This is a genomic window from Hyphobacterium sp., assembly GCF_043584775.1.
Taxonomy (GTDB): Bacteria; Pseudomonadota; Alphaproteobacteria; order Caulobacterales; family Maricaulaceae; genus Hyphobacterium.
In genome coordinates this window covers 1,120,555-1,141,707 of sequence record NZ_CP121327.1, presented here as the reverse complement: position 1 = coordinate 1,141,707, position 21,153 = coordinate 1,120,555, and the positions used below count along the sequence as shown (strand labels likewise).

Here is a 21,153-nt window from a genome sequence, read left to right as displayed (position 1 = left end):
CTGAGGCTCGCGACTTGCTGTAAAGCGAGTCTCACCCTATACCGCCCGAAATCAGCTGGGAATTCACATGGGTCGCGCTGACTTTACTTATGATTTTCCTCACGACCGTCTGATCACGGTCGATGATCTCAATCCTCTGGATATCCAGATCCTGTTTGACCGGGCCGAACACTGGCTCGCCATCAATCAATCCGCCGATAAAAAGCATGATGCGCTCAAGGGTCTGACCCAGATCAATCTCTTTTTCGAGCCGTCAACGCGCACACTGGGCTCCTTTGAACTCGCTGGAAAACGGCTGGGTGCGGATGTCGTCAATTTTTCGGCCGCCAATTCCTCTACCAAAAAAGGCGAAACGCTCGCCGACACGGCCCGCACACTGGCCGCCATGCACCCGGATCTGATCGTGGTACGCCATAATGCATCAGGCGCAGCCGATTTCATCCACCGCGAAACCGGCATCGCCACGATCAATGCCGGCGACGGCATGCATTCCCACCCGACGCAGGGCCTTTTGGATATCTTCGCCCTGTCACAGCGCATTGGCGATATCGGCGGCAAGCGGGTTCTGATTGTCGGCGATATCCTGCACAGCCGCGTCGCGCGGTCAGATGTCGGTATGCTGAACCTCCTCGGCGCGGAGATACGTCTGTGCGCTCCGCCGACGCTTCTGCCGACAGATGTCGATCGATGGGGGGCCGAGATTTTCCATGATCTCGATGATGCACTCGATGGCTGCGATGCCGTCATCACGCTGCGTCTGCAAAAGGAGCGCATGTCCGGCGCCCTGATCCCGTCATCGCGCGAATACTTCCATTTCTGGGGAGTCACCGGTCGGCGTCTGGAATTTGCCAATCCCGACTGCGTCGTCATGCACCCCGGTCCGATGAACCGGAATGTCGAGATCGAGAGCACGCTGGCCGACGACACAGATCGCAGCCTGATCCTCGATCAGGTCGAGGCCGGTGTCGCCATTCGCATGGCCGTACTCGAACAACTGGGACAGCGCGCCCGCAAGAATGCGAGGCCCGGACAATGACCGCGATCACCATCCGCAATGCCCGCATCGTGGATCCCGCAACCGGTCGTGACGAGTTGGCCAGCCTGCGCGTTGAAAACGGCCTGATCGCAGATATCGGCGACGGCATCGCAAAGGACGACGATCACATCATTGACGCCAACGGGGCTATTCTCTCCCCGGCGCTGATTGATCTGCGGGCCGCCATCGAACCGGCCTTCACGCCGGGCGGCGAAACGCTCGACAGCCTCGCGCGGGCTGCCATCGCCAGCGGCGTTGGCACGTTGGTGATTTCGCCGACACAGCAAATGCCGATCGATCACCCGGAAACCGTCATGGGCCTCCGCTCTGCAGCCCTTCCCCTTCCGGTGCGCACGCTGATCTGTGCCGGCGCGACGCTGGGCCTGCTGGGCGATCAGCTGTCGGAAATCGGCCTCATGGCGTCCAGCGGCGCGGCCATGGTGTCCCAGGGCGACCTGCCCGTTTCCGACACAGCGACTTTGCGGAATGTCCTGAGCTACGCGTCCGGTTTCGAACTCTGGGTGGCGAGCCCGCCGCGCGACGCAGGTCTGTCCCGGCAAACGGTCGCGACAGAAAGCGAAGCCGCAGCCCGCTTTGGTCTGAATGTCGAACCCACCGTTTCCGAACGCATGGCGATAGATCGCGACGCTTCACTGGCAGAGCTGACCGGTGCCCGCCTGATGATTGATCGTGTCTCCACCCGCGATGGCGTCGAAGCCATCTCCCGCGCCCGCAAGCGCGGTATTGAAATCTCCGCGACGGTCGCGATTGCCAATCTCACGCTCAACGCCGTGGATGCTGACGGGCTCGATCCGGCTTACCGCCTGACACCGCCACTTCGCGGCGAAGACGACCGCCGGGCGCTGGTCGCGGCGATTGAAGCTGGCCTCATCGATGCTGTGGTCTCCGATCATCGCCCTATGGATCTCGACCAGAAGGCCCAGCCTTTTGCCGACGCAGCGCCCGGCTCCATTTCGATCGAAACGCTGCTCGCGGCCATGCTCGGACTGGTTCATGAGGAAGAGCTGGATCTTGTGTCCGCCTTACGGCCCCTGACCAGCGGTCCGGCAGAATTGCTTGGCCTGCCGCAGGGCCGCCTCGAAGAAGGCGCGCCGGCAGACCTTGTCCTGATCGATGGCGATGCGCCCTGGGTCTTCGGCACGAAAAACAATGTGTCCGCGCGGCGCAATTCAGCCTGGCAGAACAGGCGCTTTCAGGGCCGGGTCTTGATGACCATGGTCGATGGGGGCATTGTATACAACCTGAAGGGGTGATGCGAGATGTCAGGCTGGGAAATCATTTCAACACTGATGGCCGCCACTGGCGGTTATCTTCTGGGCTCCATCCCCTTTGGTCTGGTGCTGACCCGCCTCGCCGGGCTCGGAGATATCCGCGAGATCGGCTCGAAAAATATCGGCGCCACCAATGTCTTGCGCACTGGCAGGAAGGATCTGGCCGCCGCCACACTGGTTCTGGATGCGGGCAAGGCCGGTATGGCCGCCCTCCTCTTCACCTTCCTGTTTGGCACGACAGCGGGCCTCGTCGCCGGTGGTGCCGCCTTTCTGGGCCATTGCTATCCGGTCTGGCTTCGTTTCAAGGGCGGCAAGGGTGTCGCCACATTCCTCGGCATTCTGATCGCCTTCGCGTGGCCGGTCGGCATTCTCGCCGCGCTGACATGGATCGGAATGGCCCTGATGCTGCGCATCTCCTCGCTCAGCGCTCTTGTCGCCGCTGCGGCTGCCCCGCTCATCGCCTATGCCTTTGGCCGGCCCGGCGTTGCGGTGCTCTGTCTCTTTCTCGCCGCGCTGATCTACTGGCGGCACCGCGCCAATATTTCCAGATTGCTGGCCGGTGAAGAGCCGATGATCGGCGCAAAGAAGGCGTGAACCGGCAGGAATTGACCCACGCCGAGCGCGTCGACTGGCTGCGGCTGGCGCGCACGCCGCAGGTCGGACCCGTCACATTTGCAAGATTGATCGCCCGCTACGGCAATGCCGCCGACGCGCTCGAAGCCCTTCCGGACCTTGCCGCAAAAGGCGGCCGCATCAACGCCCTGAAAATCGTCAGCCGCGAACATGCCGAAGCCGAGCTGGCGGCGACTGATGACTTTGGCGCACGCATCCTGATGGCGTGTGAGCCGGATTACCCGGACTTGTTGGCGGTTCTGGATCCGCCGCCTCCCGTGATCAGTGTGCAAGGCAGGCTCGATCCGGATGCGGCCCCGTGCTGCGCCATTGTCGGCTCCCGCAATTCCTCAGCGATCGGCATCCGCTTTGCGCGCGATGTGGCAAGAGAGCTCGGACAGGCCGGAATCACCATCGTTTCCGGTCTCGCCCGCGGTATTGACGGGGCCGCCCACACCGGTTCGCTGGACACGGGCACAATCGCCGTCCTCGCCAGCGGGCTGGATCACATCTATCCGCCCGAACACGCCGACCATCATCAAGCCATTGCGCGGCAGGGCCTGCTGGTAACCGAATCTCCGCTGGGCGCGGTTCCGACCGCGCGCGACTTTCCACGCCGGAACCGGCTGATATCCGGCCTGTCGCTTGGAACGGTCGTGATCGAGGCGGCGATGCGCTCCGGATCATTGATTACGGCGCGGCTGGCCGCCGAACAGGGCCGAGAAGTCATGGCGACGCCGGGCTCCCCGCTCGATCCGCGGGCCAAGGGCACCAACAAGATGATCCGCGATGGCGCGGCGTTGATCGAAAGCGCAGACGATGTGCTCGACATCCTGCGGCAAGCCAAACGGCCCGTTGCCGCGGAATCGGAAACACCGGACTATCTGGCGGACGTCAGTGAGGAGGCCGATGGCGCGGTCCGGGCTCGCATCGCGGAACTCCTCTCGCCGTCACCGGTCTCGATAGACGAACTTGTCCGTCAGTCGGGGGCCAGCGCCGGCGAAGTCCACAGCGTCCTGATCGAGCTGGAACTTGCCGGCCGGGCCAGCGTGCTGCCCGGTGGTCTCGTCCAGATGGCGTATCAGGATGACCCGGATTGATGCCGTTCGGATTCCAGGGCCAGCAGAGGTATGGCGGACTTTATGAGGTCGCTTGATCGCTCAAGGCCCGCCTGCCGGGACAGCGCCGCCAGCTCTGCCAGCATTTCGGCAACAAAGTCAGCGGCCTGTTGCGGCGGCACGGCCTCGGCCTTTCCCGATGTCTGAATATCCATGAACTCCCCCAACTCGCGCATAAGGCGAGCACTTTACGTAAACGACTTATAATTGCAAGCAGGAGTGGTGTGTTGACACGCCTGTTAGGCTACATCAGTTTCCGCCGCCATTTACCGGGCTTTTTTCCCGGCCAGAATTATCCGGAAGTCATTGAATGAACGTCGTTGTCGTCGAATCGCCTGCCAAAGCCAAAACCATCGAAAAGTATCTGGGAAAGGACTTTCAGGTCTTTGCCAGCTTCGGCCATGTGCGCGATTTGCCGCCCAAGGATGGATCGGTAAAACCCGACGCCGACTTCGAGATGACCTGGGAAGTCGACGCCCAGTCACAAAAGCGCGTCAAGGCGATCGCCGATGCGGTCAAAGGCGCGGACCGTCTTGTTCTCGCCACTGACCCGGATCGCGAAGGCGAAGCCATTTCCTGGCACTTGCTGGAAGCGCTGACCAAGCGCCGCGTCCTGAAAGACGTCGAGGTCCAGCGCGTGGCATTCAACGCCATTACCAAGACCGCCATTGTAGAGGCCATGAAGCATCCGCGCGCAGTGGATATGGAATTGGTCGAAGCCTATCTCGCACGGCGGGCGCTGGACTATCTGGTGGGTTTCACGCTGTCGCCCGTCCTCTGGCGCAAACTGCCCGGCGCGCGCTCTGCTGGCCGCGTTCAGTCGGTTGCCCTGCGCATAGTCTGTGATCGCGAGCTGGAAATCGAGAAATTCCGCTCGGAAGAATACTGGACCGTGGACGCCGATATCGTCTCCGGCGGCAGCCAGCCTTTCCGTGCAAAGATGGTGCAGTTCGACGGCAAGAAACTGTCGAAACTCTCGATCAAGGATCGGGCCATGGCAACGGCGGCAGCCGAAGCCATCAAGGCCGCCGATCTGACCATCGGAGCGGTGGAAGCCAAGCCGGCCAAACGCAATCCCGGACCGCCCTTCACGACATCGACCCTGCAGCAGGAAGCCTCGCGCAAGCTCGGCTTCAATGCCCAGCGCACCATGCGAACGGCGCAGAAACTCTATGAAGGCGTCAATATTGGCGGCGAGACAGTCGGTCTCATCACCTATATGCGGACGGATGGCGTCGATATGGCACCGGAAGCCATTTCGCAGGTCCGCGATGTAATCAGCAGCCGCTATGGAAAGCTGTATTCGCCGTCCTCGCCGCGCATCTACAAATCCAAGCAGCGCAATGCGCAGGAAGCGCACGAGGCGATCCGCCCGACGAGTTTCTCGCGGGCACCGGAGGATCTGCATCTCGATGACGATCAGCGCCGGCTGTATGAGCTGATCTGGAAGCGCGCGGTCGCCAGTCAGATGGAAAGCGCCCGTTTCGAGCGCACGACCATTGATATTCAGGACGCCGACAAGACATTGGCCTTGAGAGCGACCGGCTCGGTTCTGCTGTTTGATGGCTTCCTGACCCTGTATCAGGAAGGCCGCGATGATGAAGACGAGGAAGGCGAAACCCGGCTTCCCAAAGTCTCCAGCGGTGCCGCTGCGGAAGCGAAAAAGACCCACGCGGACCAGCACTTCACCCAGCCGCCACCGCGCTATACCGAAGCGTCTCTGGTCAAACGGCTGGAAGAGCTCGGCATTGGCCGCCCGTCGACCTATGCCTCCACCCTGTCTGTTCTGCGCGAGCGCGAATATGTCCGCATGGACAAGAACCGCTTCATTCCGGAAGACAAGGGCCGCGTGGTCACCGCCTTCCTCGAAAAATTCTTCGAGCGCTATGTCGAATATGATTTCACGGCCGGTCTCGAAGATCAGCTCGACCGCGTGTCGCGCGGCGATCTCGACTGGAAGGCTTTGCTCCGCGATTTCTGGACGAGCTTTTCCGGCGATGTCGAGAAAATCGGCGATCTGCGCATCGGTGAGGTGCTGGAAGCCCTCAACGAAGCTCTGGCTCCCCACATCTTCCCGGAAAAGGAAGACGGATCCGACCCGCGCCTTTGCCCGTCCTGCAACAAGGGCCGGCTGTCGATCCGCCTCGGCAAGTTCGGCGCCTTCCTGGGCTGCGACAACTATCCGGATTGCAAGTTCACACGCCCGCTCGGCGCGACCGAAGACAATGGCATGGCCGAAGGTGATGGCGCGCTTGGCGAGGATCCGGACAGTGGCGAAACCGTCTATCTGAAGGATGGCCGCTTTGGCCCCTATGTCGAGATTGCTGTGCCGGGCGAGGAAAAACCCAAGCGCTCCTCCATCCCCAAAGGCTGGTCCAAGGACGAGTTGAACCTCGAGAACGCGCTGAAACTGTTGTCACTGCCGCGCACTGTGGGTGCCCACCCGGAAGATGGTGAAATCATCGAGGCCGGACTGGGGCGTTATGGCCCGTTTGTGAAGCATGGACGCCTCTATGCGAACCTGCCCAATATCGAGGAAGTCTTCGAAATCGGCCTCAATCGCGCGGTGACGGTGCTGGCCGAGAAGAAGGCGACACGCGGCGCACCGCAAGCCCTGAAAGAACTGGGCGAGCACGAAGGCGAACCGGTGCGCGTGATGAGTGGCCGTTATGGTCCCTACATCAAATACAAGAAAATCAACGCCACCCTGCCCAAGGATGCCGATCCGGAGACCATTGATTTGGAAACGGCGATGAAACTGGTGGCGGAAAAAGAAGCCAAGGGCGGCAAGAAGCCCGCCCGCAAGAAGGCCCCGGCCAAGAAAAAGCCAGCGGCTAAGAAGAAGGCTCCGGCAAAGAAAAAGGCGGCACCGAAGAAAGCGTGAGTGGCAAAAACAAATCCGACCCATCCGGATTCACGCGCGAAGCGCTGATTGAGGCCATTCGGCTGGGCCGCGGCGAGTTCGGCAAACGCGAAATAGCCCGGGCCCTGCGCCTGAAGGGCGACGACAAGATCGCCCTCAAATTTGCGCTCCGGGAGATGCTGGATGAAGGCCTGATCCGGAAGGAAGGCCGCAGCGGCTTTGCCCTGACCGAAGCCCTGCCCAGCGTCATGGTTGTCGTCATCCACGACCGCGACACCGATGGTGAACTTCTGGCGCGTCCGGAAAAATCAAACGGCGAACCGCCTCTTATCCGCCTCGCACCGGGGGAAGGCGCCGGTGGGGCCGGCAGCAGCGCCCTTGGGGTCGGTGACCGGGCGCTGGTTCGCCTCGAACCTGAGGAAGACGGCAGCTATGAAGCGCGCCTGATCCGCAAACTCGGCCAGAGCGCGCACAAGATTCTGTGCGTTTTATCCAAGGGCAAGGGCGCGCCGCGCCTCAAGCCGGTCGATCGCCGCAGCCGCCATGAACTGGTTCCGGCCAAGGGTGAAGCCGCCAAGGCAAAGGATGGCGATCTCGTCATTTGCCGGATTGGCCGCGACCGCAGTCATGGCCTGAAAAGCGGCATTATTGAAGAGGTGGTCGGCGATGTGAATTCGCCCGGCGCCGGCAGTCTGATTGCCCTGCATTCGCACGGCATCGAGACCGGCTTCAAGGATGAAGAGCTCGCCGAAGTCGAAAAGCTGAAACCTGTGACGATGGGTGATCGCACCGACCTTCGCGATACGCCCCTGATTACCATTGATCCGGAAGATGCCCGCGACCATGACGATGCGGTCTGGGCGGCGCCCGACACCGACCCGAAGAATGACGGCGGCTGGATTGTTCTGGTCGCGATTGCGGATGTATCCGCCTATGTCACCTCCGGATCCGCGCTGGACAAGGGCGCGCTACGCCGCGGTAATTCCACCTATTTGCCGGACCGTGTTGTTCCCATGTTGCCCGAACGCCTGTCGAATGATCTGTGTTCGCTGCGGGAGCACGAAGATCGCCCCTGCCTCGCGGTGCGGATGATCTTCGACAAGGACGGGAACAAGCGCCGACACACATTCATTCGCGGTTGGATGCGCTCTGCTGCCAAGCTGGCCTATGGCGAGGCACAGGACGCCATTGACGGTCGCAGCAGCCCGAAGGCCGAGCCCCTGCTCGAGGAGATCCTGAAGCCGCTCTGGGGCGCGTACAGAGCCCTCGCAGCGGCGCGCAAACGCCGGGGGGCGCTGGAAATCGATGCGCCCGAACGCCGCGTCCGGGTCGGCGAAGACGGCAAGGTCAAGGAGATCGAGACGCGCGAGCGCTTTGATGCCCACAAGCTGATCGAAGAATGCATGATCCAGGCGAATGTCTGCGCCGCCGAAACACTGGAACAAAAAGGCCGCCCCCTGATCTACCGGGCGCACGAACCACCCAGCCTCGAGAAGATGGATGCACTCGCCGACTTCCTGCAAACCATTGATATGAAATGGTCCCGCGGCGAGCCCCCTCGCCCGGACCGTTTCAACCGTCTGCTGGAACAGGCCAAAGGTGGCGACCACTATGAGACCGTCAATGAGGTCGTGCTGCGCTCGCAATCGCAAGCCGTCTATTCCACGGAAAATCCGGGACATTACGGCCTGAATCTCCGGAAATACGCGCACTTCACCTCGCCCATCCGGCGCTATGCCGACCTGACGGTGCACCGCGCGCTGATCCGGGCCTGCAAGCTCGGCAAGGACGGCCAGACAGATGCCGAGGCCAGTCAGCTGGACGCCATCGCCGAAGACATTACCGCACTCGAGCGCCGGTCCATGGCCGCAGAGCGCGATGCGACGGATCGCTATATCGCGCTTTATCTGGCCGAACGCGTCGGTAGCGAATTTGAGGGCCGGATCACCGGCGTCACCCGCTTTGGCCTGTTCGTGCGCCTGCATGAAACCGGCGCGGACGGGCTCGTCCCGATCAGCCGCCTGGGTGATGAACGCTTCCATCATGATGAAGCTCTTCATGCTCTGATCGGGCAGTATTCCCGCGACATGTACCGGCTGGGCCGCTCTGTCACAGTGCGGCTGGACGAAGCCACGCCGGTCACAGGCGGACTATTGTTCGACATGCTGACACCGCCGGAAAAGGGCCCGCGCCATTCGCCGCGCGGCCGTGGCAAGCCTCAAGGGGGACGGCCGCAATCCTCCTTCAAACGCCAGCCCCGAAAAAAGGGTCGCCGCAGATGACGGCGCCAAAAGGCAAAGCCCTGCGGCCAAAACTGGCAGGCACCCTGATCCTGACCCGGCAGTCCGCGCGCGGTCAGGAAATTCTGATGGGCAAGCGCTCGACCCGCCATGTTTTCATGCCGGAACAATATGTCTTCCCGGGCGGGCGCGTGGATCGTGCTGACAGCTATGCGCCGCTGGCCGGCATGTTTGAAGGCGAGGATCTGGACTGCATGTGCCGGGTCCTGACCGAACGGCGCGCGCGGGCAGCGGCCGCTGCCGCCATCAGAGAAACGGCTGAGGAAGTCGGCTATCTCGTCGGAAGCGAGGGCAAGGTCGCATCGCGGCACCGCAACTGGGCGCCTTTTAGAAAGTCCAACATCCAGCCGGACGCCTCTTCGCTGCGCGTGATTGCCCGCGCGATCACACCGCCGGGCCGGGTGCGCCGGTTCGATGCCTGGTTCTTCCAGGCCGATGCCGAGAGCGCCGTCGCAGGCAGGGTCAAGCGTGAGACCGATGAGCTGATCGATATCCGCTGGGTCACGCGCGAAGAAGCCGAAACCCTGCCACTGCCCCATGTCACACGCTTTGTGCTGGGCGAACTGGACCGCCGCCAGGCCGACCCTGCAAAACGCCCGCGCCACATCAGAGAATTGGCAAGACGGATGCAGATCGATCCGCTATAGCGCGCCCATGCTTGCCCGCCTTTTCCATGTTCACGACGCCGGACGTCAACGATCCCTGATCGCGGCCATTTTGTGCGCGACCCTGTGCGGATGCGGGTTTTCCCTTCTGATGCCGGTCATGTCGCTCAATCTGGAAGCCATGACGGGGTCTGGAAAGCTGATTGGCCTGTTCGGTGCCGCTGCCGCCCTGTCGACTGTTCTTGCCAGCCCGTTCGCCCCCCGGCTGATGTCGATGATATCCGGCCGCAAGCTGATCATTATCGCCCTGCTGCTGACCGCCATTTCGCACCCCATCTTCCCGCTCGTGCCCGATGTCGGCGTCTGGTTCGCCGTCCGCTTCCTGTCGGGGATGGCAATCACGATCGTCTTCGTGGCATCGGAGACCTGGATCAACCAGATTGCGCCGCCCGAACGACGGGCGACCATCCTCGGCCTTTATGCCACGGCGCTGGCCGCCGGATTCGGAACCGGCGGGCTCTTGCTGGCCGCTGTAGGCTCCGAAGGCTGGTCCCCCTGGGTGGCGGGCAGCCTGCTTTTTGCCATTGGCGCTCTGCCAATTGCCTTTCTGCAGGGTCCGGATATCGCGCCGCCGGATATGGAGCATACCACCGCCCGATCGATGTTGCGGGCCGCATGGATGGCACCGGCCGCCATTGGCGCGGGCCTTCTGTTCGGCGCAACCGAGCAGAGCTTCTTTGCAGTATTTCCGGTTTACGCTGAACGCGTCGGACTGATGGATGCCCAAATCGGCTTCATGATGGCCGCCGGTGCCATGGGCGGCATTGCCCTGCAAGCCTTGCTGGGACGTATTGCCGATCGCGTCGGCCGGCTGCGTGTGGCCTTTTTCGCCACCATGGTGTGCCTGACCGGCCCGCTCTTCATCTATTTTGCCGGCGACTTTGCCTTGGCGCTTTATGCCGTGATGTTCTTCTATGTCGGGGTCGCAACCGGCCTCTATACGCTGGGTCTGGCATTGATCGGCGAACGGTTTGACGGCGGCTCACTGGCCGCTGCCAACGCCACCTTTATCATGGCATATGGCCTCGGTTCACTGGCGGGACCGGCACTGGGCGGAGCGGCCATGGACATCATTGATCCGCATGGCCTGTTGATCGTGACCAGTGGATTTGCGCTCGTCTATCTGGTGTTTCTGGCCTACCGCCATTTCACGCGCACAACCAGTTGACAGCGGCGTTCCTGTGCGTATGTTCCGCGCCTCTTGCGACCGGAATAATCCGGCGTGATCGTCATGTGCATCAGGGAATTTCGTCATGGCTAAGCCGACAACCATCAAAATCCGTCTGAACTCCACGGCGGGGACCGGCTATTTCTACGTGACCAAGAAAAACGCCCGTACCATGACCGAGAAAATGGTCGTCCGGAAATATGACCCGGTCGTCAAAAAGCACGTCGAATTCAAAGAAGGCAAAATCAAGTAGTCTGACGACTCTTGGGCTTTCAGGCCGCCCGGCTGGCCTTTTGATCTGACATCACACAATTCCGGCCTGCCGCCTTGGCGCGGTAGAGTGCTTCATCTGCGCGCCGCATAACCGTGTCCATATCGTCGCCCGGGCGGATTTCCGCGACGCCGATCGAAACCGTCACGTCCAGCATACCTGCCTCCCCCGGAAGGCGGAAAGGCGCTTCGGCAACACCGGAACGCAGGCGCTCTGCACCGGCCTGCGCTTCTGACAAGGGCGCATCCGGCATCAGAACCACAAATTCCTCGCCGCCATAGCGGGCCGCAAGATCTACGGCGCGCAAGCGTGACCTCAACCGGGCCGCAAATTCGGTCAGAACCGCATCGCCCGCCTCGTGACCGTAAGTGTCGTTCACGCGCTTGAAATGGTCGAGATCGGCAATCACGACAGATGCCGACGTCTCGCCAGATGCCACCATTTCGGCGACCTGCTGCAGACGCGACGAGATATAGCGCCGGTTATGAAGCTGGGTCAGCGGATCGGTAATCGCCATTTCCAGACTGTCTTCCAGACGCTCCCGGAGCGTGTCGGCATAACGCTTCCGCCGCAGCTGCGTCCAGATCCGCGCATTCAGCTCGCCGCGATCGACCGGACGATGCACGATATCATTCACGCCCAGATCAAGGGCGCGAACAGACCGGCTGACCTCGTCCGGGTCAACAATCGCCAGAATCGGCATCTGCCGCGTTTCCGAATTGGCCCGGATGCGCGCACAAACGCGCAAGGCATCATATGCTTTTGTCGTAAGATCGATCAGCGCCAGGTCATAGCCATTGGCCGATCGGATAATGGCCTCTGCCGGATCGATTTCGGTATCGACAAACGCCTGCGTCGGCAGTTTGCTGCTCAGATGTGTGGCGATGCGCTCTTCGCCGGCGATCAGCAGGATGCGGGCATCCTGCAAGGCGTCCGGCTCGCTATCGACCGGCGAGAGGCCGCGTTCCTCGACCTTCTCTTCCCGCAGACGCAATTCATCCAGCAGCACCTTCAATCGCAGAAGCGAGCGGATGCGCGCAAAGAGCGGCAGATTATCAACCGGCTTGGTCAGAAAGTCGTCCGCCCCCGCCTCGAGACCGCGAACGCGATCCTCGGGCTGATCCAGCGCCGTCACCATCACAACCGGAATATGGCGTGTCCGGCGATCGGCTTTAAGGCGGCGGCAGGCTTCAAAGCCATCCATGCCCGGCATCATGACATCCAGCAGGATAACATCCGGCTGTTCCGCGATGGCGCCGTCAATGGCAGCCTGACCGCTGGTCGCCGTCACGACGTCGAAATACTCGGCTCTCAGTTTGGCTTCAAGTAGTCGAACATTGGCTTCCTGGTCGTCAACAACAAGGACGCGCGCACTCATGCCGCCTCCTCACCGAGAAAGCCCCGGATCGTCTCGATGAAGACCGAAATACTGATGGGCTTGGACATATAGGCTTCGCATCCACCTTCGCGGATGCGTTCTTCATCGCCCTTCATGGCGAAGGCGGTAACGGCAATCACCGGAATGGACGACAGATCGTCATCATCCTTCAGCCACTTCGTGACTTCCAGACCGGAGACTTCCGGCAATTGAATGTCCATGAGAATGAGATCGGGAGCATGTTCGCGCGCCAGATCCAGCGCGTTCAGACCGTTATTCGTACCGACAGTCTCGTAGCCATGAGCTTCGAGCAAGTCGGAAAAGAGCTTCATATTGAGCTCGTTGTCCTCGACTATGAGAACCTTTTTGGGCATGACCTGAAGCATGACACCGCCGCATTCCCGTTGCTTGGGCACGTCATTGCGCACCCCGTTTCACCCCGTCAGCAGTAAAGCAGACGATCCTTAATCAAGGATGAGTCGGTGTCGAACTTTTCTCCTTTCCCGGAACAAGATAAGAACGGCAATATTAATCATAACCCGGGCAAGGGCGAAAGCATGATTCGAATCGGTGTGGATCTGGGCGGCACGAAAACCGAAGTCGCCGCAATCGATTCGGACGGCCACACACGCTATTCGGTACGCGACGCGACGCCGGAACAATATGAATCCAAAATCCGTCTGATCGCGGCCCTGGTGCAGCGGACTGAAGAAACCCTGCAAAGTGATTCGCTTCCGGTCGGCATCGGCCATCCCGGCTCCCTCAGTCCGGTGACCGGTCTGATCCGGAATTCCAACTCTGCGTCGCTCAATGGCCGCGCGCTCGACAAAGACCTGGCCGCGGCTCTGAACCGTCCGGTCCGATGTGCCAATGATGCCAATTGCTTTGCCCTGTCAGAAGCCATCGACGGAGCCGGACAAGGCGCGACCTCCGTCTTCGGCGCGATACTCGGCACCGGCGTCGGCGGCGGTCTGGTTTTGAACAACAGCCTGCACGAAGGCCATGGCCTTCTGGGCGGGGAATGGGGGCACACCTCCCTGCCCTGGCCAACGGCCGAAGAAGTGCCGGGACCGCTTTGCAAATGCGGCCTGACGAGCTGTATCGAAAGCTGGATATCCGGCCCCGCCCTGAGTGCCGATCATCAACGGCACAGCGGCGAATCTCTCACCGGCGCAGACATCCATGAAAGAGCCCGCGAAGGTGATGCCGTTGCGGCAGCCTCGCTTGATCGCTTTCAGGACCGGCTCGCACGCGGCCTCGCCACCATTATCAACATCGTCGATCCCGAGGTGTTCGTTCTGGGCGGCGGCTTGTCCAACATGCCGAATCTCGCCGAGGAGACACGCCAGCGCCTGCCGCAATATGTCTTCAGCGATCAGGTCACGACGCGCATTCTCCGGAACACTCACGGAGACAGTTCTGGCGTCCGGGGCGCAGCCTGGCTCTGGCCCCTGACATGAGCCGCGCACCCGGATATTGCCGTGCCTGCCTGGCGCCGCTGGGCGAAAGCGACACCTGCGCATCATGCGGCCGGCAGAAAGCCCTGCGCCACCCCGAACTGAATGAATTGTCCATCGCGCACATTGATTGCGATGCCTTCTATGCCGCGATCGAAAAGCGGGATGACCCGTCGCTGGAGGACAAGCCGGTGATCATTGGCGGCGGCAAGCGGGGCGTCGTCTCGACGGCGTGCTATGTCGCGCGGCTTTATGGCGTGAAATCCGCCATGCCCATGTTCAAGGCGCTCAAAGCCTGTCCGGACGCGGTCGTCATCCGCCCCCGAATGGACGTCTATGCCGAGGAAGGCCGCCGTATCCGCAAGATGATGCAGGACGTGACACCCATCGTGGAACCGCTCTCGATTGACGAGGCGTTTCTGGATCTGACGGGCACACAGCGCCTGCACCACGCCCCGCCAGCCCTCACCCTCCTGCGCCTTCAAAAACAGATCCATGAAGAGGTCGGCATTTCGGTTTCGGTGGGCCTCGCTTACAATAAATTCCTCGCCAAGACGGCCTCCGATTTGGACAAGCCAAACGGCTTTTTTGTCCTCGGCCGGGCCGATGCGCCAGACTTCCTGAAAGCGCAGTCCACGCGCGCCGTTTATGGCGTCGGCCCGGTTTTCGCCGCCCGGCTGGAACGCGACGGAATCCGGACGCTGGCGGATGTCATCCGTGTTGGGGAGAAGACGATGGCGGCGCGTTATGGCGATGGCGGTTATCGCCTGGCCAAACTGGCCACAGGTGAAGATTACCGCACGGTCGCACCCGACCGCGAACGCAAGAGCGTGTCCTCTGAAACCACCTTCTTCGACGATATCGGCGAACTTCCGGAGCTAGAAACGAAGCTCTGGAAGCAATGCGTGCGGGTCGCCGACATGGCCAAGGCAAAGAATGTATCCGGTTATGTGGTGACGTTGAAACTGCGCACGCAGGACTTCAAGATCATCACGCGCCGGCGCACCCTGTCTGACGCCACACAGCTGGCCGACACCCTGTTCCGGGTCGGGCAGGAACTCCTGAAGCCGGAGGCCGATGGCCGGAAATTCCGCCTGATCGGAATCGGGATTTCAAATCTCGTGGACGGCAGTATGGATGCAATGGACCTTCTGGACCCCGGTGCCACCCGCCGCGCCGCCGCAGAACGCGCCATGGACAAGGCCCGCGCGAAATTCGGCGAGTCGGCCGTCATGAAAGGCCGCGGTTTCAAACCGGGATGACGTCCCGCTTGCGGGGCCGCGCGCGGCGCGCTAGGCGATGATACAGAACAGGAGACCGACATGTCCGATGCCGAGAAACGCTTGTCCGATCTGGGGCTGACCCTCCCGGAAGCCGCTGCACCCGTGGCCAATTACGTGCCCTTCGTTCGCACCGGAAATCACCTTTACGTCTCCGGCCAGATATCCTTCGGGCCCGACGGCCTGGTGAAGGGCCGGCTGGGCGAAACCATGAATGTCGAACAGGGCCAGTCGGCCGCCCGGCTCTGCGCCCTCAATCTGATGGCTCAGCTGAAAGCCGCGCTCGATGGCGACCTGTCACGCCTCGTCCGGGTCGTGAAACTCGGCGGCTTTGTGTGTGCCACGCCGGAATTTGAAGCCATCCCGAAAGTCATCAATGGCGCCTCTGACCTGATGGTCGAGGCCTTTGGAGACGCCGGCCGGCATGCCCGCTCCGCCGTCTCCTGCCCGGTATTGCCGCTCGGCGCCGCGGTGGAAATCGATGCCGTTTTCGAGATTGCCTAGCGCATCAGGCGGACCTGCAGCTTTCCAATGCCGACAAATACCGCGCTGGTGATCACGAATGTAACGATCAGCCCGACCAGCTGTATGGCCACCCCGCTGTATCCGAGTTCATTCACGTCGAGGAAGGGGTAGGGATAAAACCCCGTAATCGCGCCCTTGATCAGCGTGTAGGCGGTATAAACCACCGGGTAGACCTGCCAGGAGATGATGTGCCCGAAACGGGCCGTGCGCGTCCCTGACAGGAAGAGCCATTCGAGAAAGACCGCCAGCGGCACGATTGTGTGCAGGAGGTGATTGGCAAACCATTCAATCCCTTGCGGATCATGGATCGACGCCAGAAGCGCATGATAGATCACGCCGACCAGAACGATATAACCCGTCACGGCGGTACGGATCGTATCCCTCAGGAAGAACTGCCCCAGCTTTGTCTGCGAAGCAAAGGCCGCCGCGCCCCAACCCACTGCCACAAGACAATTCGTGGTGATGGTAAAATAGCTGAAATAACGCAGTGTCGCGATCGCGAAGCCGTCATTGGTGCCGGTTATGAAGGTTGAATACTGGACCAGGACGGCGGCCAGCGCCGTCAGGGCGATGCCGCCGCGAACCAGCCGACTCATGCTGTCATCCCGCCACAGACCTTCAGCGTCGTGCCATTGATGTAGGACGCCTCATCGCTGGCAAGGAAAGCCACCGCATTCGCCACTTCCTCAGCCTCGCCATAGCGGCCCAGCGGCACCATCATTTTCTGAAGCTCGGCCGTCTGGCCATCGGCCGGATTCATATCCGTATCAATCGGCCCCGGCTGGATGACATTGGCACGAATCCCCTTGCGGCCGAATTCGCGGCCGGCGGCGCGGGTAATCAGTTCGGCGGCCGCCTTGGAGGATGAATAGACGCCAACCCCGGCCATTTGCGCCGAATCTCCGGCCACTGAGCCGATTGTCACGATGGACGAGCCCGGCTTCATCACCTTGTACGCCGCGCGCAGGCCCTCGAATACGGCGGTCACATTGATCGCCAGCATGTCGTCCCACACCTCGTCAGAACATTTGGAAAGCGAGGTCAAAGGATATACGCCGGAATTGTTGACCAGCACGTCCAGCCTGCCATGACGTTCCGCTACATCCGCGATCAGCTTGGCGGTCTCGCCGCGCTTGGACGCATCGCAATGCACGGCCTCCGCCTTGCGGTCCATACCGCGGATCTCTTCGGCCACCGCCTCGGCCTTGTCCTTCGAGCCGCCATAGGTCAGTACGATGTCCGCGCCTTCCGATGCCAGGCGCTTCGCGATCGCTGCACCAATGCCGCGTGATCCGCCGGTAATCAGCGCGATCTTTCCTTCAAAACGTGATGTCATGTCTGTTGTCCTCCCGATTTTGAACAGACATAGCGCGGGCTGCGCCTTTCCCCAATGGCAAAACGCGCCTATCTCATGACCCGATGACCGGTATCCGATTTCGCACGCTGTCCAGCCTGTCCGATGTGGAGACATCTGCCTGGGATGCAGTCGCAAATCCGCCCGGCGCGGAATACGACCCCTTCCTGTCCTGGAACTTCCTGCAGGCGCTGGAAGAAAGCGGCAGCGCCACGACGCAGACGGGCTGGCAGAGTGTCCACCTGATCGCCAAGGATGAGGCTGGCGCACTTGTCGGAGCCCTGCCCGCCTATGCCAAATCCCATTCCTATGGCGAATATGTCTTCGACCATGCCTGGGCCGATGCCTTTGAGCGCGCCGGCGGGCGGTATTATCCCAAACTGCTCAGCGCCATACCCTTTACCCCCGCCACGGGCCAGCGACTGTTATCCCCGGATGCCGACATCCGCGAGGGGCTGGCCAAGGCCGCCATGTCGATCGCGGAGCAAAACGGGCTTTCGGTCTGGTCGATGAATTTCCCGGCCAAACAGGACCGCGTCATTACGGACAGGCTAGGCCTTCTGCAACGCGTGGATCGTCAATACATCTGGGAAAATGATGGCTATCAGACCTATGAAGACTTCCTCGGTGACCTGTCTTCCAGAAAGCGCAAGGCGCTGAAGAAAGAACGCGCCGCCGCCAATGCCGATATCGAAATCGTGGGTCTGACCGGCGGGGATCTCCGGCCCGAGCACTGGGACGTGTTCTTTGCCTGCTATCAGGACACGGGCGCCCGCAAATGGGGCACGCCGTATCTCAACCGCGCATTCTTCGATCTGATCCATCAGCGCATGGCCGACAAGGTCTGGATGGTGATGGCCAAGCAGGACGGCCGCTATATCGCCTCGGCGCTCAACTTCATCGGCTCGGACGCGCTTTATGGCCGATATTGGGGGTGTCTGGCGAACGCGCCCTTCCTGCATTTCGAGCTCTGCTATCACCGCGCGATCGATTTTGCGATTGAACGCGGTTTGGCCCGCGTGGAGGCGGGCGCGCAAGGCGAGCACAAGCTGGCGCGCGGCTATCTGCGTTTTTGAGTTCCTTTTTCATAGCGGGCGCGGCAGGCGGCGCGGTTTTTGCGGCACTCGCGCAAAGATCGACGCGGTTGCATTGTCCGGCCTGCGATAAAGCCTTCCGTGTAAATCCGCCTGCACCGTTCACGGAATCGGAGCTCGGCTATGATCCACAGGGCCCAGCTCTTGGTGAGTGGCTGCGAAACGGCTATCAAAAGCTGATATCTCTCAGAAAAGTTTAGACGTCAGGGAATTCAATCATGAGCCTTTCCGGCACATACGACGACGAAAACATTTTTGCGAAAATCATCGCAGGCGACGCCCCGGCGATAAAGATTTTCGAGGATGACGTCGCCGTGGCCTTCATGGACATCTTCCCGCAATCGCCGGGGCATTGCCTGGTCGTGCCCAAAGAGAAGGCGCGCAACCTGCTCGACCTGTCAGACGATATGGCAGCGGCCGCCATCCGGCGCGTGAAGGCGCTGGCCAAGGCGGTCGAAACCGCCCTTGAGCCGGATGGCATTGTGGTGACGCAATTCAATGGCGCGCCCGCCGGCCAGACCGTCTTCCACATTCATTTCCATATCATTCCGCGCTGGGAAGGCGAGCCGCTTGGCCGCCATGGCGGCGGACAAGCGGATATGGACGAGTTGAAAGCCCAGGCCGAGAAGATCAAGGCCGCCCTCGCCTGAGATCAGACATGCGGGCTCCACATCACCGACCAGGCGCCGAACACGCCGAGCGCTGTCGCTGCGGTTGCCGCGAGCATCACGCCGGACATGGCCAGCTTGACGCCACCTGACCGGCTGTCGCTGGCGAGGAAATAGAGCTCAAGCACGGCCAGAGGCAAAAGATAACTGGCAAAAGCGATAAACATATCAAACGGCCCGTCGAGAGAGCGACTCATGCCCAGCCCGCCGGTTGCAATCGCCCACGACATATACCCCAGCCGCGTGAACCACACGCCGCTGAGCAATATGAAGGTCCGCATCGCCCAACGGCGGTGCTGTTCGATCTTGCGCCGCTTGGCGAAGTAGAAAGCCACAGCAATCGTCACCAGGGCCATAAGCCCGTTGATCGTCGTGCCCCATCCGCCGAGATCCGTCAGGCGCGACCCGCGGCCCCAGATCATCCAGATGCCGCCAATGGCCATAAAGGCGCCGACGGTCAGATAGGTGCGGCCGGTCCATCGGTGCAGGGCCGGGAAACGCTTCCGCACCGGTGGCATCAATTGCATTGTCCCGCCAATGCAGATGACCGCCGTCAGCAAGGTGTGCGAGATAAAGGCAAGATTGCCGATCAGATCATCGACGGTGAAACCCTGTATCAGCCCGGTTTCATCCCAACGCTCCCAGGCACCCGACAGCGTTTCGGGCGCATAGGCGGCGATGACATAATAGGCAAACAGCCATTGCCCGATAACGGCCGCGAGAAACCAGAGCAACCCGGTAGTTTTGAGAATGGTATGCGCATTCAGTGCGCGGCGCGCAGGCGGCGCGAGTGTATCGACCATGACACATATTCCTTCTTGTCTTGCCAGCCTTGGTTGGCGGGTCATGCAGAAGGAATGAACGAAGACGCTGCTCCCGGCTCGCCGATTTGGAAATCGGCGAAAGAAAACTCGCAAACTTGCATATCGACCGCTATCCGGCGCATCATGGCAGGCAAATGGAGGATGCCGTGATTGCACTGGGCGCGGGATTGAAACTGTTGGCGATATCTGCTGCCGCGGTCTGGCTCGGATGGATCGCTATTCAGCGTGCCTTTTCGCAACTTCACCTGATCTGGGCCGGCTTTTGCGTCGGGTTGATCGCCATCATGCTGATCGAGGTCTTGGGTCGCGAAACCATCGGCGCCGCCTACCCCGTCATGGCGATTGCCAGTTGCGCCTCCTGTTCCTTTTTCTGGCTTACATCCCGTGCCCTGTTTCGTCACGACGCCGCGATTGGCTGGCCCGAAATGGCCATAGTTGCGGGGATTTTCCTTCCCACCATATTTGACCAGCTGGCACTCGGCCTGAATTTTGGTGCCTGGATGGGCGAAGCCAATCTGGCGCAATGGATGGAGCGGCTGGATGGCATGCAGGTCTTTTTCAGCTCTGCCGCGCTGCTTCTGGCCTTTGGCGAAGGCCTGAATGGCTGGTCGGGCATTTCCGATAGCGAAAAACGTCTTCGCTACCTTTTCCTGTCCAGCTTCGGGGCCGGCGTCGTTATCTGTGTCATGCTGTTTGATCATGGACGACTGACATTTGTGTCCCCCGGATTGACCGTCCTCATTCAGGGCCTTTGTGCCGTAATGATCGTTTCCACCGTCAGCCTCGCCATCCTCTTTCGCCAGAAGAACCCCCTGCCCTCAGGCGCGGCGCGAAAAACACCGCCCGCGACCGAGGACGAAAGGGTATTGGCCCGGCGCATCCAGGCACTCGTGGCCGAAGGCGCCTATCTGGATCCGGAGCTCAAAGTGTCAACGCTCGCCCACCGGCTGCACGAGAAGGACTACAAGGTCTCGCGCGCCATCGTCGCGGCCCTTGGGCATCGCAATTTCAACCGTTTCATCAATGGATACCGGCTTCGCCATGCCGAAGATTTATTGTCCGACACATCCTCGAACGCCAGCATTCTCGATATCGCTCTGGATAGCGGCTTTGCCTCGCTGGGTCCGTTCAACCGGGCCTTCAAGGAAGCCAACGGCCTGACGCCGCGTGAATATCGCCGCGAAAAGGAAAAGGCCGCCACCGGTAGAGGTGACGGCCTTTCAGCATCTGAAGTTTTCGCCGAGTAGT

Annotated in this window: 21 protein-coding genes; 15 read left to right on the top strand and 6 right to left on the bottom strand. The window is 61.2% G+C overall.

Annotated features, from left to right (window positions below; translation table 11 throughout):
- Positions 1–67: 67 nt before the first annotated feature.
- From P0D52_RS05605 to dprA, 4 genes are read left to right on the top strand one after another with little or no spacing between them, the layout of a single operon-like run.
- Positions 68–1,036 carry an aspartate carbamoyltransferase catalytic subunit gene (locus tag P0D52_RS05605; RefSeq protein ID WP_394694442.1) on the top strand — a complete coding sequence of 323 codons (969 nt, stop codon included), beginning with the start codon at positions 68–70 and terminating at the stop codon, positions 1,034–1,036.
- On the top strand, positions 1,033–2,310 hold the full coding sequence (locus tag P0D52_RS05600; RefSeq protein ID WP_394694441.1) for a dihydroorotase family protein: 1,278 nt from the start codon (positions 1,033–1,035) through the stop codon (positions 2,308–2,310). The genes P0D52_RS05605 and P0D52_RS05600 overlap by 4 nt, the downstream gene beginning before the upstream one ends.
- A 6-nt stretch (positions 2,311–2,316) precedes the next feature.
- Positions 2,317–2,922 carry a glycerol-3-phosphate 1-O-acyltransferase PlsY gene (gene plsY, locus P0D52_RS05595; RefSeq protein ID WP_394694440.1) on the top strand — a complete coding sequence of 202 codons (606 nt, stop codon included), beginning with the start codon at positions 2,317–2,319 and terminating at the stop codon, positions 2,920–2,922.
- Entirely contained in the window at positions 2,919–4,040 is a 1,122-nt protein-coding gene (gene dprA / locus P0D52_RS05590) for a DNA-processing protein DprA (protein ID WP_394694439.1), read from the top strand. The genes plsY and dprA overlap by 4 nt, the downstream gene beginning before the upstream one ends.
- On the opposite strand, the gene P0D52_RS05585 is transcribed toward dprA, so the two are convergent.
- Positions 4,022–4,213, bottom strand: a complete 192-nt coding sequence (locus P0D52_RS05585; protein WP_394694438.1) for a hypothetical protein — start codon at positions 4,211–4,213, stop codon at positions 4,022–4,024. The genes dprA and P0D52_RS05585 overlap by 19 nt on opposite strands.
- Before the next feature lie 155 nt (positions 4,214–4,368).
- Here P0D52_RS05585 and topA point away from each other — a divergent pair, with 155 nt between their 5' ends.
- The 5 genes from topA (at position 4,369) to rpmG (ending at position 11,307) form a co-directional block, all read left to right on the top strand.
- Positions 4,369–6,942, top strand: a complete 2,574-nt coding sequence (gene topA / locus P0D52_RS05580; RefSeq protein WP_394694437.1) for a type I DNA topoisomerase — start codon at positions 4,369–4,371, stop codon at positions 6,940–6,942.
- A complete protein-coding gene (gene rnr / locus P0D52_RS05575; RefSeq protein ID WP_394694436.1) occupies positions 6,939–9,203 on the top strand; it encodes a ribonuclease R in 2,265 nt (754 codons plus the stop codon). Before topA ends, rnr begins: the two co-directional genes overlap by 4 nt.
- The gene (locus P0D52_RS05570; RefSeq protein WP_394694435.1) at positions 9,200–9,868 is read left to right on the top strand and encodes an NUDIX domain-containing protein; all 669 of its coding nucleotides are present in this window, start codon (positions 9,200–9,202) and stop codon (positions 9,866–9,868) included. Before rnr ends, P0D52_RS05570 begins: the two co-directional genes overlap by 4 nt.
- A 7-nt stretch (positions 9,869–9,875) precedes the next feature.
- A complete protein-coding gene (locus P0D52_RS05565) occupies positions 9,876–11,054 on the top strand; it encodes an MFS transporter (RefSeq protein WP_394694434.1) in 1,179 nt (392 codons plus the stop codon).
- A gap of 85 nt (positions 11,055–11,139) precedes the next feature.
- A complete protein-coding gene (gene rpmG, locus P0D52_RS05560) occupies positions 11,140–11,307 on the top strand; it encodes a 50S ribosomal protein L33 (protein ID WP_109260505.1) in 168 nt (55 codons plus the stop codon).
- A gap of 19 nt (positions 11,308–11,326) precedes the next feature.
- On the opposite strand, the gene P0D52_RS05555 is transcribed toward rpmG, so the two are convergent.
- On the bottom strand, positions 11,327–12,703 hold the full coding sequence (locus P0D52_RS05555; RefSeq protein WP_394694433.1) for a PleD family two-component system response regulator: 1,377 nt from the start codon (positions 12,701–12,703) through the stop codon (positions 11,327–11,329).
- Positions 12,700–13,077 (bottom strand): response regulator, encoded by a 378-nt coding sequence (locus tag P0D52_RS05550; RefSeq protein ID WP_394694764.1) that lies wholly within the window; start codon positions 13,075–13,077, stop codon positions 12,700–12,702. The genes P0D52_RS05555 and P0D52_RS05550 overlap by 4 nt, the downstream gene beginning before the upstream one ends.
- Positions 13,078–13,260: 183 nt before the next feature.
- Here P0D52_RS05550 and P0D52_RS05545 point away from each other — a divergent pair, with 183 nt between their 5' ends.
- The 3 genes from P0D52_RS05545 to P0D52_RS05535 are packed head-to-tail and all read left to right on the top strand — an operon-like array spanning position 13,261 to position 15,944.
- Positions 13,261–14,163, top strand: a complete 903-nt coding sequence (locus P0D52_RS05545; RefSeq protein WP_394694432.1) for an ROK family protein — start codon at positions 13,261–13,263, stop codon at positions 14,161–14,163.
- Positions 14,160–15,422, top strand: coding sequence for a DNA polymerase IV (locus P0D52_RS05540; RefSeq protein ID WP_394694431.1), 1,263 nt, complete (start codon positions 14,160–14,162; stop codon positions 15,420–15,422). Before P0D52_RS05545 ends, P0D52_RS05540 begins: the two co-directional genes overlap by 4 nt.
- Before the next feature lie 60 nt (positions 15,423–15,482).
- Positions 15,483–15,944, top strand: a complete 462-nt coding sequence (locus tag P0D52_RS05535; RefSeq protein WP_394694430.1) for a RidA family protein — start codon at positions 15,483–15,485, stop codon at positions 15,942–15,944.
- Here P0D52_RS05535 and P0D52_RS05530 read toward each other — a convergent pair.
- Both P0D52_RS05530 and P0D52_RS05525 read right to left on the bottom strand, forming a co-directional pair.
- Positions 15,941–16,561, bottom strand: coding sequence for a Pr6Pr family membrane protein (locus P0D52_RS05530; protein WP_394694429.1), 621 nt, complete (start codon positions 16,559–16,561; stop codon positions 15,941–15,943). The two genes, P0D52_RS05535 and P0D52_RS05530, sit on opposite strands and share 4 nt — an antisense overlap.
- Positions 16,558–17,301: an SDR family NAD(P)-dependent oxidoreductase gene (locus P0D52_RS05525; protein WP_394694428.1), complete on the bottom strand. Its 744-nt coding sequence runs from the start codon at positions 17,299–17,301 to the stop codon at positions 16,558–16,560. Before P0D52_RS05525 ends, P0D52_RS05530 begins: the two co-directional genes overlap by 4 nt.
- 83 nt (positions 17,302–17,384) lie before the next feature.
- On the opposite strand from P0D52_RS05525, the gene P0D52_RS05520 reads away from it, so the two are divergent.
- Together P0D52_RS05520 and P0D52_RS05515 are read left to right on the top strand one after the other, a co-directional pair.
- The gene (locus P0D52_RS05520; RefSeq protein WP_394694427.1) at positions 17,385–18,395 is read left to right on the top strand and encodes a GNAT family N-acetyltransferase; all 1,011 of its coding nucleotides are present in this window, start codon (positions 17,385–17,387) and stop codon (positions 18,393–18,395) included.
- Between the two features lie 236 nt (positions 18,396–18,631).
- Positions 18,632–19,063 (top strand): HIT family protein, encoded by a 432-nt coding sequence (locus P0D52_RS05515; RefSeq protein WP_394694426.1) that lies wholly within the window; start codon positions 18,632–18,634, stop codon positions 19,061–19,063.
- Between the two features lie 2 nt (positions 19,064–19,065).
- On the opposite strand, the gene P0D52_RS05510 is transcribed toward P0D52_RS05515, so the two are convergent.
- Entirely contained in the window at positions 19,066–19,884 is an 819-nt protein-coding gene (locus tag P0D52_RS05510) for a DUF2306 domain-containing protein (RefSeq protein WP_394694425.1), read from the bottom strand.
- A 116-nt stretch (positions 19,885–20,000) separates the two neighbouring features.
- On the opposite strand from P0D52_RS05510, the gene P0D52_RS05505 reads away from it, so the two are divergent.
- The gene (locus P0D52_RS05505; protein ID WP_394694424.1) at positions 20,001–21,152 is read left to right on the top strand and encodes a helix-turn-helix domain-containing protein; all 1,152 of its coding nucleotides are present in this window, start codon (positions 20,001–20,003) and stop codon (positions 21,150–21,152) included.
- The last annotated feature ends 1 nt before the right edge of the window (position 21,153 follow it).

Coding starts and splice junctions, on each gene's coding strand:
- P0D52_RS05605 (WP_394694442.1), top strand. CDS start 68: ATGGGTCGCGCTGACTTTACTTATGATTTTCCTCACGACCGTCTGATC.
- P0D52_RS05600 (WP_394694441.1), top strand. CDS start 1,033: ATGACCGCGATCACCATCCGCAATGCCCGCATCGTGGATCCCGCAACC.
- plsY (WP_394694440.1), top strand. CDS start 2,317: ATGTCAGGCTGGGAAATCATTTCAACACTGATGGCCGCCACTGGCGGT.
- P0D52_RS05585 (WP_394694438.1), bottom strand. CDS start 4,213: ATGGATATTCAGACATCGGGAAAGGCCGAGGCCGTGCCGCCGCAACAG.
- topA (WP_394694437.1), top strand. CDS start 4,369: ATGAACGTCGTTGTCGTCGAATCGCCTGCCAAAGCCAAAACCATCGAA.
- P0D52_RS05570 (WP_394694435.1), top strand. CDS start 9,200: ATGACGGCGCCAAAAGGCAAAGCCCTGCGGCCAAAACTGGCAGGCACC.
- P0D52_RS05565 (WP_394694434.1), top strand. CDS start 9,876: ATGCTTGCCCGCCTTTTCCATGTTCACGACGCCGGACGTCAACGATCC.
- rpmG (WP_109260505.1), top strand. CDS start 11,140: ATGGCTAAGCCGACAACCATCAAAATCCGTCTGAACTCCACGGCGGGG.
- P0D52_RS05555 (WP_394694433.1), bottom strand. CDS start 12,703: ATGAGTGCGCGCGTCCTTGTTGTTGACGACCAGGAAGCCAATGTTCGA.
- P0D52_RS05550 (WP_394694764.1), bottom strand. CDS start 13,077: ATGCCCAAAAAGGTTCTCATAGTCGAGGACAACGAGCTCAATATGAAG.
- P0D52_RS05545 (WP_394694432.1), top strand. CDS start 13,261: ATGATTCGAATCGGTGTGGATCTGGGCGGCACGAAAACCGAAGTCGCC.
- P0D52_RS05540 (WP_394694431.1), top strand. CDS start 14,160: ATGAGCCGCGCACCCGGATATTGCCGTGCCTGCCTGGCGCCGCTGGGC.
- P0D52_RS05535 (WP_394694430.1), top strand. CDS start 15,483: ATGTCCGATGCCGAGAAACGCTTGTCCGATCTGGGGCTGACCCTCCCG.
- P0D52_RS05530 (WP_394694429.1), bottom strand. CDS start 16,561: ATGAGTCGGCTGGTTCGCGGCGGCATCGCCCTGACGGCGCTGGCCGCC.
- P0D52_RS05525 (WP_394694428.1), bottom strand. CDS start 17,301: ATGACATCACGTTTTGAAGGAAAGATCGCGCTGATTACCGGCGGATCA.
- P0D52_RS05520 (WP_394694427.1), top strand. CDS start 17,385: ATGACCGGTATCCGATTTCGCACGCTGTCCAGCCTGTCCGATGTGGAG.
- P0D52_RS05515 (WP_394694426.1), top strand. CDS start 18,632: ATGAGCCTTTCCGGCACATACGACGACGAAAACATTTTTGCGAAAATC.
- P0D52_RS05510 (WP_394694425.1), bottom strand. CDS start 19,884: ATGGTCGATACACTCGCGCCGCCTGCGCGCCGCGCACTGAATGCGCAT.